Annotated in this window: 14 protein-coding genes; 2 read left to right on the forward strand and 12 right to left on the reverse strand. The window is 56.7% G+C overall.

All coding sequences use genetic code 11. From position 1 onward, the window contains the following. Positions 1–5: 5 nt before the first annotated feature. The 4 genes from tsaE to HGAS_RS03220 are packed head-to-tail and all read right to left on the reverse strand — an operon-like array spanning position 6 to position 3681. Positions 6–554, reverse strand: coding sequence for a tRNA (adenosine(37)-N6)-threonylcarbamoyltransferase complex ATPase subunit type 1 TsaE (gene tsaE / locus HGAS_RS03205; RefSeq protein ID WP_019126470.1), 549 nt, complete (start codon positions 552–554; stop codon positions 6–8). Beyond that, positions 554–1792: an alanine racemase gene (alr, locus tag HGAS_RS03210; RefSeq protein ID WP_019126471.1), complete on the reverse strand. Its 1239-nt coding sequence runs from the start codon at positions 1790–1792 to the stop codon at positions 554–556. Before alr ends, tsaE begins: the two co-directional genes overlap by 1 nt. A 25-nt stretch (positions 1793–1817) precedes the next feature. After that, positions 1818–2738: an ADP-dependent NAD(P)H-hydrate dehydratase gene (locus HGAS_RS03215; RefSeq protein WP_019126472.1), complete on the reverse strand. Its 921-nt coding sequence runs from the start codon at positions 2736–2738 to the stop codon at positions 1818–1820. Between the two features lie 49 nt (positions 2739–2787). After that, positions 2788–3681 (reverse strand): GRP family sugar transporter, encoded by an 894-nt coding sequence (locus HGAS_RS03220; protein WP_019126473.1) that lies wholly within the window; start codon positions 3679–3681, stop codon positions 2788–2790. A gap of 184 nt (positions 3682–3865) precedes the next feature. Between HGAS_RS03220 and coaA the strand changes: the two genes are divergently transcribed. Beyond that, positions 3866–4816, forward strand: a complete 951-nt coding sequence (gene coaA, locus HGAS_RS03225) for a type I pantothenate kinase (protein WP_019126474.1) — start codon at positions 3866–3868, stop codon at positions 4814–4816. Here the strand turns inward: coaA and HGAS_RS03230 are convergent. The 5 genes from HGAS_RS03230 to HGAS_RS03250 all read right to left on the reverse strand — a co-directional run bounded on the left by HGAS_RS03230 (position 4806) and on the right by HGAS_RS03250 (position 12558). Then, on the reverse strand, positions 4806–6239 hold the full coding sequence (locus HGAS_RS03230; RefSeq protein ID WP_019126475.1) for an alpha-L-fucosidase: 1434 nt from the start codon (positions 6237–6239) through the stop codon (positions 4806–4808). The genes coaA and HGAS_RS03230 overlap by 11 nt on opposite strands. Before the next feature lie 18 nt (positions 6240–6257). After that, entirely contained in the window at positions 6258–7190 is a 933-nt protein-coding gene (locus HGAS_RS03235; RefSeq protein WP_019126476.1) for a carbohydrate ABC transporter permease, read from the reverse strand. Then, positions 7187–8098 (reverse strand): carbohydrate ABC transporter permease, encoded by a 912-nt coding sequence (locus HGAS_RS03240; protein ID WP_019126477.1) that lies wholly within the window; start codon positions 8096–8098, stop codon positions 7187–7189. The genes HGAS_RS03235 and HGAS_RS03240 overlap by 4 nt, the downstream gene beginning before the upstream one ends. A gap of 76 nt (positions 8099–8174) precedes the next feature. Beyond that, a complete protein-coding gene (locus HGAS_RS03245; RefSeq protein ID WP_009408816.1) occupies positions 8175–9587 on the reverse strand; it encodes an extracellular solute-binding protein in 1413 nt (470 codons plus the stop codon). Between the two features lie 124 nt (positions 9588–9711). Beyond that, positions 9712–12558 (reverse strand): glycoside hydrolase family 2, encoded by a 2847-nt coding sequence (locus HGAS_RS03250; RefSeq protein WP_019126478.1) that lies wholly within the window; start codon positions 12556–12558, stop codon positions 9712–9714. Positions 12559–12665: 107 nt separating this feature from the next. Here HGAS_RS03250 and HGAS_RS03255 point away from each other — a divergent pair, with 107 nt between their 5' ends. Beyond that, positions 12666–13691 (forward strand): LacI family DNA-binding transcriptional regulator, encoded by a 1026-nt coding sequence (locus HGAS_RS03255; protein ID WP_019126479.1) that lies wholly within the window; start codon positions 12666–12668, stop codon positions 13689–13691. Between the two features lie 31 nt (positions 13692–13722). Here the strand turns inward: HGAS_RS03255 and glmM are convergent, their stop codons facing one another. From glmM to rplM, 3 genes are all read right to left on the reverse strand, one after another. Next, complete coding sequence (gene glmM / locus HGAS_RS03260) at positions 13723–15072, reverse strand: phosphoglucosamine mutase (protein ID WP_019126480.1); 1350 nt, start codon at positions 15070–15072, stop codon at positions 13723–13725. A gap of 176 nt (positions 15073–15248) precedes the next feature. Beyond that, positions 15249–15740: a 30S ribosomal protein S9 gene (gene rpsI / locus HGAS_RS03265; RefSeq protein ID WP_009408809.1), complete on the reverse strand. Its 492-nt coding sequence runs from the start codon at positions 15738–15740 to the stop codon at positions 15249–15251. Between the two features lie 44 nt (positions 15741–15784). Then, entirely contained in the window at positions 15785–16228 is a 444-nt protein-coding gene (rplM, locus tag HGAS_RS03270) for a 50S ribosomal protein L13 (RefSeq protein WP_019126481.1), read from the reverse strand. Positions 16229–16234: the final 6 nt, after the last annotated feature.

Consider the following 16234-nt stretch of genomic DNA (forward strand, 5'->3'; position numbering starts at 1 on the left):
CGATCCTATTCCACGCTCGCACGTAACTGTGGTGCGAGGTCATCAAAGACACCGTACCAGCGGTGCGAGTAGGGCGTAAATGTGATGATACGTTGACCGTCATCCATGCTCTCGAGGTCTACAACATCACCGTCACGTGCGGCCTCTCCCCCGCTCGCGCGCCGCACCTCGATTTCAAGGCGCGCATCACTCATGGCTTCGGTCTTGCCTTCGCCCCACTCAACAACCGTCACAGCCTGATCGATAGTTGAATCCAGATCAAGCGTCTCAAGATCATCGAGGTCGCGAATTCGATAGGCATCAGCGTGGATGAGGTCGGGTCCTCCGACCAGCGAGGGGTGAACGCGCGCGACAATGAAGGTCGGTGAGGCAACGGTCCCTCGAACCTGAAGTCCACGTCCAATCCCCTGAGTGAAGGTGGTCTTACCGGCACCCAATCCGCCTCGGAGCATGATGAGGTCGCCCGCGCGCAAGTGATGCGCAAGCTGCTCACCCAACTCGCGAGTCTGCTCCGCATCGCTCACACGATAGCTGTACTGCTGTATTTGCGTCATTATTCCTCTTCGTTCACGTACTGCCTGGGGATGCGTTCTCCCAAACGAGTAATGACCTCATAGTTGATTGTGCCCGCATGCGCGGCCCACTCATCTGCGATCGGGTATCCCTTGGCCGGATCACCGAAAAGAATTGCTCGATCTCCAACCTGGGCGGGCGCATTGCCACTGTTTTGCGTAGCTGTGCCTTCCCGCCCCTCAGCGGGCCCCAGGTCGATGATGAATTGGTCCATGCAGATTCGGCCAACGATCTGTGCCTTCACCAGACCTGAATCAGTTTCAACAGCAACCGGCGCACCATTGGAGGCCGCTCGTAGGATCCCGTCTCCGTATCCCAGCGGAACCAAACCCACCCAACGACGGCTTGGGGCCTGCCAGGTTCCCCCGTACGAGGCCGGGGTCCCTTCTTCGATGACCTTCACTGACGTTAGTGGAGCGCTCAGCGTCATCACCGGTGTCAGTCCCAATTCCTGAGCACTGGCGACTGAAGGATCAGGGGAAAGTCCATACATCCCGATCCCCGCGCGAACCATGTCGTAGTGAGTTTCCGGGTGCCACAAAATTCCCGAGGTTGCAGCAAGGTGGCGAATCTGCGGATGCACTCCTGCTTCGGCGAGAATGCGCAGACCCTCTTCAAAAATCTGACGGTGCCGGCGTGTAGATTCTTCGCCGGCCACGCTGGGATCATCTGCTCGCGAAAGGTGACTCCAAGCACCAATAACCTGGACAAGTCCGGCATCTTCTGCGGTTCGTACAGCCTGGGCAAGCTCCGGAAGATCGGCCAAGGTCGAACCCGCACGTGACATCCCTGTGTCGACCTTGACGTGAATTCTTGCGGGGCGCCCGCAGCGACGTGCCGCTGCGCAGACCTCGTCAAGAACCCATGTCCAGGACACAGACAGGTCAATATCTGCGCAGATCGCGGATTCGAAATCACTTCCACTGGTGGAAATCCATGCCAGGATCGGCGCACTGTCACGCGCGATTCCCGCCCTATCGAGTCCTTCACGTAGTTCGAAGGCCTCGGCTAATTGAGCGACGCCCAGCCAATCGGCTCCAGCACCCAAGGCGGCGTGAGCAAGGGGAAGCAAACCATGTCCATAGGCATCTGCCTTGATGATCGCCATCTGCAGAGAAGACGGGGCGCAGCTTCGCAAATGGGCAAGATTATGCGCGAATGCTGCAAGATCAACGGATGCTACCGAGGGGTATCCGCATCCACGTTTGGAAGTTTCCACTCCCCAAGTATCGCACTCTCAGGGACTAGGAACACAGTCCGCCGATGATTTCCGGAAGAGCGCGAGCAATGTCAATAGCTTGAATGGGATGTGCATGCCCTTCCGAACTCACGCTTGCGCGGAAGGCCGCTTGGGCATGCACCCACGCGCCAAGGCTCGCAAGGCTTGCGCATTCGGCCTCGGAAATCGACGGGTTCCCCTGACGGCGCTCAGCTCGTGCCTGGAACCCCGCAGTGATCCCCGCGACCGTCCCGGCAAGCACATCACCACTGCCTGCGACCCCAGCCCAGGGGGTTTCTTGAGGAATCGAGAAGATTTCTTGCGTTCGATTCCCCTGGTCGTGATGGAGATACGAGCACAAAGTAGTCGAGCTTTTCAAAAGGATAATGGCACCCGTGAGCGAGGCAAGTTCCTTGGCAGACGCGGCAGGATTAGCATCAATATCCGCGCGAGAACGCGGGCTACCCAACTGCGTGAGAAGACGCGCGGCCTCGCCGTGATGAGGGGTGAGGATTGTGCGCGAAAGGGAACGTGAATGCGCATCCGCGTAGTCACGAAGTCCTTTAACTAAGTCAAGCGCACCCGCATCGATCACCAGAGGAAGCTTGGAGTCGATACAAAATTGCGCGAGCTCACGACAATCCTCGTAGCGCTCATTCGTACACCCCGGACCGATTACTCCACTTTGGATTCGACCGCCCACGGTCACAACACCGGGAGCGTAGTGAAGAACAAGATCTTCTACGCGGCGGGTCGAATTCAGGCGAACCATGCCCACTCCGGTATTCGAGGCGGCTAAGGTTGCCAGCAACCCCGCACCCGGGTAGGTATCAGATCCCGCGACAACTCCGACAACGCCTCGGCGATACTTATCCTCGTCAGAGGAAGGCGCAAAAAGGAACTCGCGCGCGCTTTGGGGATCGAAGAGAGGGATCTGCTCAGCCATATGCCCATTGTTTCACGTGTTCAACGGGAACATCCGACACGAGCGAGGTCTAGCTGAATGAGCGAGCAACACCCACCATGATGACCCCGATGACCATGACAACGACTCCGATGATCGTCCAGCGCATTTCTCGGGAAGTTCGCGTCTCGTGAAGGATCAAGATCCCGCCAAAGGTCTGGATGATAACGCCCATCTGCGACAGGGGGAACGCAACTGCGACGCCCATGCGCGACGAGGAAATCTGAGTGAGCAGAATTGCCGCACCCCACATGAGTCCAGGAAGGATCTGGCGGACGGTGAGCCAGCTCCAGCGGCGGTCTTCCTTACCAAGCTGAGGCGAAAGCGCGGGGATCGTTGCGATGAGACCGACAAGGAAGTAACCAACCGATTGAGGAAGGATCACGGAGCGTCCGTCCAAGCCGAAGCCTTGAACAATCAGGAGGTAGGCGACAAGGCAGGCGGTTGAGATAACGAGAAGTATTGTTCCGCGCTTCCAGTCAACGTTTTCGGCGGCTGCCTCCTGAGTTTTTTCAGTCTTGGAGATGAAGACGACGCCCAGGGTGAGAAGCGCGATAGAGCTCAGTGCAAAGACAAGCGCAAGGCCATGGTTCATCTCACCGAAGAGAATGATCCCACCCAGGCACATGAAGATAATCTGGCCTGCAGTCGTCAGCGGCATGGTGCGTGAGACACCGAGGACCTTCAGACAAAGAATTTGGAGATACTGCCCGAATCCTAGGATCAAGCCTGAGAGGAAGGAAATGAGCAGTGTCTTGGTTGTCCAATGAACATCGATGAAGGGGGTTGCCAGAGCTGAGAAGAGGAAAGCACCTCCCAAAGTTCCCAGGGTCTTTTGTCGATCATCGCCGCCTTGAGCGACAAGGACGATGGACATAAAGCCAAGGAAAAGAGCCGGAAGTAGCGCGATGAAGTAGTCGATCATGACACCTTCCATTTTTCGTTTACGTCAATACAGACAACCGTTTAGGCAACTGTTTCAGGCTAGTAGATGATTGAGATTGCACAAGATGTAAGTTGCCGTCTTCACCTGCGCAATAGGTAACACTTTTACAGAATCAGGATCATTAATTGGCTTAAGCTCCCACGGGCTTGCCACAATATTGACTGTGAGCGACAGCACCACTTCCGAAGATTCTCCCTTCGACTTCTATTCGCGTGCCCAGTGGGACAAACTGGCAGACCGCACTCCCCTTCCGCTGACGCATACTGATTTGGCACGCCTAGCAACCCTTGGCGATCCCATCGATATTGCCGAGGTCGACGCGATCTACCGCCCTTTGACTGCGCTTCTCCAGCTCTACGTTGAGGGACATCGACGCATCGAGCAGGAACGTTCACGTTTCCTCATGCGCCCGTGCCGCACTCATGTACCTTTCATCATCGGTATCGGTGGTTCAGTTGCAGTGGGCAAGTCAACTGTTTCACGCCTTCTTCGTTTCTTGCTCTCACGCTGGGAGAAAACCCCACGAGTTGACCTGATCACCACGGACGGTTTCCTTTTCCCCAACGCAGTACTCCGCTCCAAAGGCTTGCTCGGGAGAAAAGGTTTCCCCGAGTCCTACGACCGTCCCGCCCTTATTTCTTTTCTCTCGGCGGTGAAGTCAGGGAAGCGTCATGTCCAAGCACCCGTCTATTCGCATGTCGTTTATGACATCGTCGAAGGCGAAAGTGTTGTCGTTGATTGCCCCGACATCCTGATTGTTGAAGGACTCAATGTCCTTCAACCTCCCAAGTGGGGTCCCGGAGTCATGCCGGTGGCTGTCTCCGACTTTTTTGATTTCAGCATTTACGTTGATGCTTCACCAGACAACATCGAGCAGTGGTACGTTGATCGTTTCCTCACGCTGCGTCAGACCGCATTTACTCGTGAAGATTCTTTCTTCCGCACCTACGCTTCGCTGACCGATGCTCAGGCCGAGGCCACGGCTCGCTCGATTTGGGAAGAAATTAACCTCCCGAACCTTCTGGAGAACATTGCCCCAACCCGCGAGCGCGCAACGATGGTCTTTACAAAGGGTTCAGATCACCGAGTCGAATCGCTCAGACTCAGAAGGTGAGTTCGAGTCCGATTGCGTAGTGCAAATCGGTCTGTGGGATCACGAGGCGTGATGAGCCTTCACGATTCTCAACGATGACGGGTTCGGCGCTCCCAAGGATTCGCGCTTCAAGAACTTTCCCGGGAATCTCAAGCCACGTTGACGCAAGGCCAGCAGGGGCAAAAGTCGCCTCTTCGACGGAAAGTTCTGTGGCCTCGTCAGCGGGCGCAGCCGGGGGCATCCCAAAGAAGAAGACCCGCTGGTCATCATCCTTGGGCCGCGTCGCGTACCACGACCATCCTTCTTCTCCCGACACCTGGTCGATATCCGTCCACGGACGAGTTGAGTAGATCCCCTCTCCGTTGACGTCCAAGAACCTACCAAGCTCCTCGAGGCCTCGCCCGATCCAACTCGACATGCGCCCTTGGGCATCGGGGCCGATCCCGATCAAGTAGTTGCCGCCTCGAGACACAATCGCCAAGAGATTGGAGATGATGTGGCGCATGGGCTTGATCGGTTCCTCGGGGCGCATCGAACACCACCCGCGAGTCATGGTGATGCATGATTCCCAGGGATAGAGTCGGATATCCTCGGGGACTTCCTGCTCGGGAGTTCGATAGTTTTCATTCACCCCGTGAACCTCACGGTCCACGACCAAAATATCGGGTTGGAGCTCGCGAGCATGCTCGGCTATCTGATCAATATCGATCGGCTCATCGGGTTCGCGGACCCATCCTGCGTCAAGCCACAGCACGTTGACCTTGCCATAGTTGCGCAGCAGCTCATCGATCTGATTGTGGGTGTAACGAACGAAGGAATCCCACTTTGCGCGGTGCGTCTCAATATCGAAGTTGTGATAGCGGTCAGTGATCGTACGTGCACGATCCCAATATCCTGGATGGTTCCAATCGGCCTTCGAGAAATAAACACCTGTCTCCATGTTGTATGCACGGAAAGCATCGAACATCTCGCGGACAATGTCCCGCCCCAGCCCCGCATCTTCACTGGTTGACTTAAAGTTCGAGAAATCGGTGTCGTACATGGCATAGCCATCATGGTGCTTTGTCGTAAAGACCAGATAGCGCATTCCCGCCTTTGCGCAGGCTGATGCCCATTCCTCGGCGTTAAAGTCTTCTCCGGTGAAGCTGCGAGCCTGATCGCAATACCAGGAGTGGTATTCCTCGTCGCTCCCCGTCCATTCTTCAGGCGGATCTGTGAAGCCACCCAAACGCTGGCGGTGCAGTGACCACGAACCATCCTGTCCAATGTGAGAGAAGATTCCCCAGTGGATGATGACACCGACCTTATGGTCCCTCCACTTTTCTAGGGCGGCGAGGGTACGCGGGTCTGAGGGCCAAATATATCCGGGATCTGGATATTGACGCAGAGCACCTGCGGCCTCTAGCGCGTCGGGGGCAAAATCTTCACTCAGTTCGTCACTCATGAGTTATGCCTTAAAGGTCTAGAACTTCAAACCGCCGTCTTCAATCCCGCGGAAGAAGTATTTCTGCGAGAAAGCAAAGACTAGGACAACCGGAACCAATGCCACAACAGCACCAGCCAACACCAACTGGTACGTCGTTCCCTGAGCGGAATTTTGAATTGCCGTCAGTTCCAGCATCAAGGTGTGCTTATCGTTGTCAACAAGCATGAGCAACGGGAAAAGGAAGTCGGACCAAGCACCGATGAAGGATGTCAGGCCAACAACCGTGAGAGTTCCGCGTACCTGAGGGAGGAAAATCCTCCAGAAACGCGACCATTCACCCGCCCCATCAATCAGTGCTGCGTCTTCAATTTCTTCGGGGATTCCAAGGAAAGCCGCGCGCATCATGAGGATCTGGAAGGGGCCGATCATGGCGACCATCCACACACTGGTAAGCGTCTTGTACGTGCCGATTGAGACCATCATCGAGTACAGGGACAGCATGATCGATTCGAAGGGGAAGATCATCGCCGAGAGGACAACGAAGTACATGATGTTGCGGCCAGTCCACCCACGCCGCGAAAGCATGTATCCGCCCAAGCAGGACAAGATGATGTTTGAAACGACTGTCAGTGTGGCAACGATGACCGAGTTGCCGATTGCTCGCAGGATTCCAGTTTGTTTGAACAGCGTCGCAAAAGCTGCCAATGACCAATGTTGCGGGAAGATCGTTGCGCCCTGGCCGAAGACGGACTCTCCAGGTGCCTTGAATGCTGCAAGGAGAGGAAGCAGAAGCGGGCCGACCATGAGGATTGCAACGACGACCAGCGTGATGTAGCGCAGCACAAGGCGAGAACCCTTGATCTGGCGCGATGCCACATTTCGTGACTGATTTTCAAGTTTGCGAGCCTTGCGCCATTGTGCAAACTTCGACGAGGACGTGGCTGCACTAGTTGCAGATGCGGTACTCATTGATCTTCAGCCTTCCTCTGGAGCTTCTGGGAGGCAATAATGAATCCGAAGGTGATCAGGAAGAGACACACTGAAGCGGCATCACCCTTGCCTAGAGAGCCATACGTCGGATCGGTCCAGTCTCGGATGTACATGGTCAAAGTCTTCGTTGGTGAAGCGGTTCCGCCAAGCAGATAGACCTCGGTGAAGATTTTGAGACAGCCAATCGTTGTCAGTGTCGCAACCAAGAACATCATGACCTTGACACCGGGAACAGTGACGGTGAAGAAACGACGGACGCTTCCTGCCCCATCAAGCTCGGCGGCCTCGTACAGAGACTTATCAACGTTCGCCAAGGCGGACAAGTACAGAATCATGTAGTAGGGCAAGCCCTGCCACAGGGTAATGAGCATGGCGCAGAACAGGATCAGCCACTGATTCGAGAGGAAGGGAACCGTATCCATCCCCCACGAGGTCAGGAGGTTATTGACGGGACCTCTTTCATTGAGCAAGTAGCGCCACGCCAATGAGATGACGACCAGCGAGGAAACCGCCGGCAGATAGTAGAGCGCGCGGAAAAATCCGATTCCTGGAACATAGGACTTGACCAGGAGCGCAAGAAGAAGAGGGAGAAGCACCATCAAAGGAACAACGCAGACCGCGTAGATGAGTGAGTTGCGCAGAGATCCCCAGAATTCCGGGTCGTTCAGAACGTAGGTGTAGTTTTCGATCCCGATGAAGGGACCAATTTTCCTCAGCGGTTTGGTCTTCGTGAAAGACACGAAAACCGTTGTGATGAAGGGATAAATGTAGAAAGTAATAATTGCCAAGACCGGGAGTGTAATCCAGATCCACGGCATCCATCCCGGGCGGAAACGCGCTGCCCCATTAAGAGATCGGCTTGGGGCACGTCCTGTACGCGACGACATTGTCAGGTCCTTCGGTGCTGTTTAGAGGTTTTGCCGGGGCGAAACACGCTGTGGTTTCGCCCCGGCAAGGGTTAGATCATTCGCCAAGAGCCTTGAGCTTCTTGTTCATCTGATCTTGTGCAGTCTTCAGAGCGGTCTTGGGGTCTACCTCTCCGCGGATTGCCTTGTTCACATTCTCAACCAGGCTGTCCTGAACAGCACCGGTGGTGTAGAAGACGTCGGTGTAGGCCTCGGCGTCCTTTGCAGCCTTTGCAGCTTCTTCGTAGGCAGCCTTGAAGACCGGGTCGTTAGCGATCTCCGGCGGGTTGGCAACAAGCTTGTCAAGAGCACTTGTTGCTGCCGGGAAGATGATCGCGCCGCCGTCGTGGGTCCATGCGTATTCGTTCTCAGCGTTGGTGATCCACTCGGCGAACTTCATTGCCAGAGGAGCGTTCTTGGTCGAGACGGACACGCCGATGTACTGGCCTTCGAAGACCGGCTTGATTCCGGGGTTGGTCGGGAAGGGGCCGACACCGGTGTTGTTGTAGACGGTCGCGTTGTTGGCCTTCACGGACTTCAGGAAGGAGGCATTCGGGGTACCGAATGCGAGGTTTCCATCGGCGTATGCCTTGCCGGGATCGGGTTCACCGGTCAGAGAGTCCTTCGGAATTGCACCGCTCTTGTAGAGCTCAGCCAAGCGGGTCACATACTTGATGGCCTGTTCATTGTCGGCAAAGTTGAACTCGGTCTTGTCAGCGTTCATGAGGTTGACACCCATGCCGTGCAGCTGGGCGGTCATGTACCACTGCGGGGAGCCGTAGATTCCGTAATCGCCCTTGCCGTCTGCACCGACCTTAGCGGCGTAGTCGAACATCTCTTCCATGGTCTTGGGAGAGGTGTTTTCATCCAGACCTGCGCGCTTGAAAACTTCCTTATTGTAGGTGGTGATGTAGGGACCGAAGTACCAAGGAAGAGCAGTGTGGTGCTTGTTTGCACCAAGCTTGGTCGAATCCCAAATAGTCTGAACGAACTTGTCGCCGATACCGGGAGCCTTCACATCAAAGTCCATGAGGAGGTTGGACTTTGACAGAGCGAGGATGGTCGAGGAAGGAACGTTCACAACATCCGCCATCTGGCAGTTTGTTGCCTGTGCGGTGATGGTCTGGTCGAACTCAGCGCCACCTGCCTGGTCAGTCCACTTGATCTTGACGCCGGGGTTTGCGTCCTCAAATTCCTTGATCTTCTTGGTGAAGAAGTCACCGAAATCGGTCTTGAGGCCCTGAGTCTGGAAGGTGATTTCACCTTCGACCTTCGAGGTGTCGATCTTCGAATCGTCGAGATTCGTTGCGGGAATATCGCAGGAAACATCAGGCTTGGGGATAGAACCCGATGCCGATCCGCTACTTGCGGAATTCGAGGAAGAGTCGCTGCCGTTCGAGCAGGCGCTCAACCCAAGAGTGCTCATCATGGCCAGGGCGACAACACCGGCGGCCATCCTTTTCTTCAACATGCGAAACCTCCGTTGGTTCGTGTCGTAGATCGATATGAATACCGAATCACTAACTATCTCGTGTTAGTTGATAAGCCTAGGCTACCGTTGCCAGCCAGACTTCACGTTGCATAGCGAACAATTGTTATAGATCCGTTACACAAAGGATGAATTCCATGGTGCGCGCTGCCATACGAGCACCGAATTCGGGGCGCGCATCAGGACCACACGAGCGAGTCCCAATGCCGTCTTGAACGGCGTCAAGCCAGACAAAAGTCCGATTTGATTCCGACAAGTCTTCCCAATGACCAGCCTGGGCAAGCTCTCGCTCGCTCCAGGGCGATGCACTCCATCCCATCTCGCTGCGGGGAATGATTATGAGTGCACGCTCTTCCCCACGTAGCTCAAGAATCTTCAATCCCGGTCGATGTCCACCTTCTTGGGGTTTGACTCCCACATCCCAAAGCCCCTCAAGCTCAGCGTGCCCAAAACCATCTGGATTGGCGCCAGGAATATCTGTATAAGCAATGTCCGTCTCCCCGACCCACGAGGCCGTCCACCCCGTTCCCGGAATGCGTAGACGAACCCCCGCGCGGGGGATACGCTCGGGCCACTCTCCATAGGGGGTCATTTCAACCTTGACGAGGAGGCGACTTCCCGGCAGTGCAACACCCGCAGATGCGCCTTCGTTTTCTCCGTCTACGGAAGTAAAAGTCCAGCGTGCTTCAAGTCCAAACTGCGCAGCAGGTGGCGCCCAACGTTCAATCAGCACTCGCGTTCCGTGCTTAAACGAGCTTCCGTGCCAGGTCCTGCGCAGAAGGTGCAAACGCACCATTTCCCAACGCTGGGCATGGGAGACTCCCCACTGCCCAGTCCCCGTTCCCAGCGGCCCTAGATCATCAGAAGAAATCCCCCAATAGTCGACGGGACCGCGCCCGCGATCATTATCGGTCGGCGCACGGTAGACGCTGATCTCCGCCATGATCGGAAGCCCTCCCACGGACTCCACGCGCCCGCGATCGTCAAACACGGCGCTGCTCTCGGCCTCGCTAGGGGCAAGCAGAGAGGAAGCTGCGGAAGCCAGAGCACGCAAGCGCTCCTCGGCCTCGCCACCCGATTTCTGCGCACGCTCACGAAGGATCGGCGCATCAGGTGCGAGCGCGCGAATCCATGCCCTGGTCCCCGCATAGGGACGCGAAAGCGCATCAACCAAACCATCGCAGACGAAATTCCCGTCGTGGACCTCCTCGCCAAAATCGCCGCCGTAGGCAAGAGCACGACGCCCGTCAGGAAGAGTGCGCCACAGTGCATGGTCACGCCACTCCCACACGAAGCCTCCCGCATGACGCGGATGGGTCATTTGCTGGGCATAAGCAGCAGCCCCACCAGGCCCAGTTCCCATCGCGTGGAGATACTCGCACATGATGTAGGGAGCGCTGCGAATACGTTCTTTCGCGGCATCATCTACGGCCGCGCTCGGATGACTTGGGACAGCAACAGGAGCATGCAGATCCGTGTCATCAAGCACCGCGGCGACTTCTTCAAGCGTCGGATACATTCGCGAGTAGATATCGACATACTCCATGGCGTGGTCGCCTTCGTAGTGGACGATCTCTCGCCCATTGGTGCGTTCATGGAGCCAATGCGCAGATGCCGCCAGGTTGCGACCTGTTCCAGATTCGTTCCCCAGGCTCCAGCAGAAAATGCTGGCATGGTTCTTGTCGCGCTCAAAAGCGCGTTCAGTGCGGTCAAGGTAGGAGGCTTCCCAGCGCGGATCGTCGGTAGGGTTATCGATCCAGGTACGGTTCCCCTCAAAACCGTGGGTTTCAATATCCCCCTCGAGCATGACCCACAGCCCAATTTCATCGGCCAGATCAAGCAGGCGCGGGTGAGGCGGGTAATGAGAGCTTCGGATCGCGTTGATTCCCATCGACTTCATGAGTTCAAGGTCGGCGCGCGCGAATTCTTCGCTAAATACTCGCCCCTCATCAGCACGGATTTCATGGCGATTAACACCATTCAGCTTCAGTGGCTGTCCATTGGCACGCAGCACGCCATCAACAATTTCGATCCTTCGGAAACCGAGGCGCAGGTGACGCACTTCCGTCAGGCGGCCTCCCTCCCCCACCGCTTGCACGCGCGCGGCGTAAAGTTTCGGGGATTGCGGGCTCCAGGGCTGAACAGTTCCGAGGCCGATGTTTTCGCTCCTGTAACGGCCATCCTCCCCTCGCGTGAGCGTCAGCACTGAGGTACCGAGGCCCTCGATGTCCAGATTCACACCAAGCGTTTCACTCTGCGCCCCGCGCACTCTCAGCTCAAGGGCCACAAATCCTTGCCCGGCCTCGTAATCGGTATCGATCCACAGGTCCTCAATGGAGAAGTCGGGAAGGTATCGCAGTGAAACTGAGCGGAAAACTCCGGGAAGCCACCACTGATCCTGATCCTCAAGATAGGACCCCGCACTGAACTGGTGGACGCGAAGAGTCACCGTATTTTCACCGGGGACAAGTGCCTGGGTGATGTCGAATTCATGCGCAAGGCGTGAACCCCGGGCCATTCCGATCCATTGGCCGTTGACCCAAACAATGATCTGGGATTCAACGCCCTCGAAGCGTAGGCGAACCTGCCCTCCCGAAGTAAGCCAGGATTCTGGACACGTGAAACGCCGCGAATAGTCGCCGACAGGATTTTCTTCCGGAGGAAAGGGTGGATCGACGGGGAATGGGAAATCAACGTTGGTGTAGGCGGGAGCACCCCAGCGACCTTCTCCCCTCAAGACCCAATGACTGGGCACGTCAATAGTCTCTGTCTCAGGAACAAAGGGCTGCTCGAAGGCCAACTCGGGGTTGGCATCGGGGTTTGGATCACTGCGGTGATAGTCGAAAAACCACGTTCCATCCAGACTCAACTCACCCGGGTCATCAGCAAAATATGCACGTGGTGAGGCAAGTTTCCCTGTTCTCGGTGCATATGAGGGCGTAGTCTTCATCATGAGCCTTTCAGGTAAGTCAACATCGACGCCTTGTAGCACACCTAGACTAACACGTTATAGTTGTTGCATTCACGCAGATTCGGTGGACTCAGCACCAGGGAGATGAAATGGATCGAGCCACACGGGCAGACGTCGCTCGCGCAGCGGGCGTCGCTCCCTCAACTGTATCGCTCGTGCTCAATGGTCGCGGACCCGAAGTCAAGATTGCACCCGCGACGATCCAGCGTGTCCAAGATGCCGCGCGCACTCTCAACTACATTCCCAACGCTGCCGCACGCTCGCTTCGACGTGGAAGTTCACGACTCATCGCACTTTTGATGGCTGAACTCCCCGACAACCCCTTCGTTCCCGTGGTCCACACCGTTTTAACAACGGCGATGATTGAGATTCAACGACGTGGATACCTACTGCTTCCACTGTTCCAATCTAGTGCGGACCCTTCTGACGCAGAGACGATCCGCGCCGTTCTTGGAGATACCCAATTAGCGGGTGTTATTCGCGAAACCACCTCGGCGGAGAGCTTCGCCTCTACTCTTTTAGGGAATCTGGGGATTCCCGTCGTTGCTATGTCGATGATTAACACCGACGACCGCCAAGGTGCACACGCTCTTGTCAGAATTGACGAATGCGCGGGAGTCCAGGAAATCCTCGACCACAGCGCGCAGACATCAGGGAAACAACACGCAGTATTCCTTGCCGGGCCAAATACGAATCACTCCCGACAACAACCGCTCGAAGCCACATTTGGGAAGCGGTTCGCCATGCTGGCACTTCCGGACTGGGACGCGTCAACCGCCTATCAAGCAGCTTTACGCTTACTCTCGGAGAACAGCGAAATCGGCCTTGTTGCTCTTGCCGATGACTCCCAAGCTCCCGGCGTATTCAAGGCAGCAGCAGAACTCGACCTGCGTGTCCCCCAGGACCTTTCGATCCTTGGATTCGGAAACCAAGATCCCGTGAATAGCTCAGAGCTGGGACTCACTACCGTAGAGTGGCCACTCCACGAAATGACTTCTCAAGCAGTAGACGCGATCATCAGGGCTGTTGAGAAACCTCGCGGAAAAGCCAAGCCACAGACCATCACCATTCCAACTCGCGCGGTATGGAGACAATCTGTGGCTCGTAGAGGCTAAAGGAGCCGAGGCCGCGGAGCCTTCAGCGGTTTCAGAGCGCCAAGTTTTCCTTCACGACATCAGCCAAGCGCGAAGCCACGCCATCGGCCTGGGACTGCGTTGCGGCCTCGACCATGACACGGACCAAAGGTTCGGTACCGGAGGGACGAAGCAGGACGCGACCCGTATTGCCCAGCACGGCCTCGGCAGCGGCAACTGCTTCCTGAACGGCCGGGTCGGTGTTCGCGCGCGAACGATCCACTCCCCCAACGTTGATCAGCGTCTGAGGAAGGCGCTTGATGAAGCTTGTGAGGTCGGCCAGATCTCGACCCGATTCCTTCACCATGCGTGCCAACAGCAACGAGGAGAGGATGCCGTCGCCAGTAGTTGCGTACTTCTTCGCGATGATGTGTCCGGATTGTTCTCCACCCAGCGAGTACCCACCTTCGAGCATGGCTTCTAGGACATAACGGTCACCAACTCCGGTCTGGACCGTCTTGATCCCTGCCTCTTGCATGGCAAGAATCAAGCCAAGATTCGACATGACAGTGACAACCAAGGTGTCCTTGGCAAGCTGGCCCTCGTCGCGCATATGGACAGCAAGTGCGCCCATGATCTTGTCGCCGTCAACAATGTTGCCATCGCGGTCCACAGCCAAGCAACGGTCGGCATCGCCATCGTAAGCAACACCAAAATCAGCTTCGGAAGCAACGGTCAGGGCCTGAAGTTGCTCGGGATGAGTGGAACCGGCCTTGTCGTTAATGTTGCGCCCATCGGGAGCCGCATTAATGACAACGGCATCGGCGCCCGCCTGACGGAAGGCTTCGGGAGCAAGGAAAGACGCACCACCATTGGCGCAGTCAACCGCGATGCGTAGACCATCAAGATCGGTACCCAAGGAGGCCATCAAGTGCTCGATGTAGGACTTTTCTGCCCAGTCATCGTCGTATTCGACCTCACCGACTGCAGCGCCGGTCGGACGATCCCACGAAGTGTTGAGAAGCTCTTGAATCTGGTCTTCAACTTGGTCGGGAAGCTTATAGCCGCCGTGAGCGAAGAACTTAATGCCATTGTCGGGCATGGGGTTGTGCGAGGCAGAAATCATGACGCCCAAGTCAACTGAGGATGAGGCCGTCAGATGCGCAACGGTCGGCGTGGTCACAACGCCAACGCGGACAACATCCATTCCCGCACTTGCCAAACCCGCCGCCAGCGCATGGTCCAGGAACTCGCCGGAGATACGCGTATCGCGGCCGATGATCGCCTTTGGTTTATGTCCCGAGGCCGGGCGTCCCTGAATCGTCAGGCGCGCTGCCGCTTCACCCAGTTCCAAGGCAAGTGGCGCAGTCAAGTCGACATTTGCAAGTCCACGCACGCCATCTGTTCCGAACAACCTGGCCATCGGGGTACCTCCCGCTCGAAAATTAATCCACCGCTATTCTAGCTGCTCACTGTTCACTCAATCGATTGACCAGCAACCAACATTCCAGGAAAGCAAGCAGAGAACTAGGCATTTCGACTACAAAAATGTGGCCCCAATCTTCCGATTGGGGCCACACCTTGAAGTAAAGGCGAAGATCAGCGCTTCGAGAACTGCGAAGCCTTGCGTGCCTTCTTGAGGCCTGCCTTCTTACGCTCAACAGCGCGGGCGTCGCGGGTCAGGAAGCCAGCCTTCTTCAGTGCGGGGCGGTTCGCGTCACGATCGATCTCGTTCAGTGCGCGAGAGATGCCCAGGCGCAGCGCGCCGGCCTGGCCGGAGATGCCGCCACCATTGATACGAGCGATCACATCGAAGCGACCGTCGATATCAAGCAGGGTGAAGGGGGACTTCACGAGCTGCTGGTGCAGCTTGTTCGGGAAGTAATCTTCAAGAGTGCGTCCGTTAATGGTCCACTGGCCGTTGCCGGGAACCAGGCGAACACGGGCAACGGCTTCCTTACGGCGGCCAAGGCCCGCGCCGGGCGCGGTGATGGACTGACCAGCACCAGCAGGCGCTGACTCAGTCTCTGTGGTGTAGGAGCTGGGGACAACTTCCTCATCCAGCTCAAGAATCTCGGTGGTCTCAGCCACAGTTCTCCTCAGTGCAGTTCGTTGGGCTCAGAAGCGCGACGCGCTCACTGGGCGACCTGGGTGATTTCGTAGGGAATCGGCTGCTGGCCGATGTGCGGGTGCTCAGCTCCGGCGTAAACGTGCAGCTTCTTGAACTGCGCGCGGCCGAGGCTGGTGTGAGGAAGCATGCCGCGGACTGCCTTCTCGACTGCGCGTTCAGGACGCTCAGCCATGAGATCGCGATAGCGTGTTGCGCTCAGACCACCGGGGCGACCGGAGTGGCGGTAGGCCATCTTCTGGTCAAGCTTCTTACCGGTGAGGGCAACCTTGTCCGCATTAATGATGATGACGTAATCGCCCATATCGAGGTGAGGGGCAAACGTCGGCTTGTGCTTCCCACGAAGGATAGCGGCAACTTGAGCCGCCAGGCGACCGAGGACGACGTCAGTGGCGTCGATGACGTACCACTGCTTGTCGGCATCCGCCGGCTTAGGTGAATAGGTGCGCACGGGCGT

This window comes from Actinomyces sp. ph3, from assembly GCF_000308055.1.
GTDB lineage: Bacteria > Actinomycetota > Actinomycetes > Actinomycetales > Actinomycetaceae > Pauljensenia.

Coding starts and splice junctions, on each gene's coding strand:
- HGAS_RS03255 (WP_019126479.1), top strand. CDS start 12,666: ATGGATCGAGCCACACGGGCAGACGTCGCTCGCGCAGCGGGCGTCGCT.
- glmM (WP_019126480.1), bottom strand. CDS start 15,072: ATGGCCAGGTTGTTCGGAACAGATGGCGTGCGTGGACTTGCAAATGTC.
- HGAS_RS03245 (WP_009408816.1), bottom strand. CDS start 9,587: ATGTTGAAGAAAAGGATGGCCGCCGGTGTTGTCGCCCTGGCCATGATG.
- HGAS_RS03235 (WP_019126476.1), bottom strand. CDS start 7,190: ATGAGTACCGCATCTGCAACTAGTGCAGCCACGTCCTCGTCGAAGTTT.
- HGAS_RS03250 (WP_019126478.1), bottom strand. CDS start 12,558: ATGATGAAGACTACGCCCTCATATGCACCGAGAACAGGGAAACTTGCC.
- HGAS_RS03215 (WP_019126472.1), bottom strand. CDS start 2,738: ATGGCTGAGCAGATCCCTCTCTTCGATCCCCAAAGCGCGCGCGAGTTC.
- HGAS_RS03240 (WP_019126477.1), bottom strand. CDS start 8,098: ATGTCGTCGCGTACAGGACGTGCCCCAAGCCGATCTCTTAATGGGGCA.
- HGAS_RS03220 (WP_019126473.1), bottom strand. CDS start 3,681: ATGATCGACTACTTCATCGCGCTACTTCCGGCTCTTTTCCTTGGCTTT.
- HGAS_RS03230 (WP_019126475.1), bottom strand. CDS start 6,239: ATGAGTGACGAACTGAGTGAAGATTTTGCCCCCGACGCGCTAGAGGCC.
- tsaE (WP_019126470.1), bottom strand. CDS start 554: ATGACGCAAATACAGCAGTACAGCTATCGTGTGAGCGATGCGGAGCAG.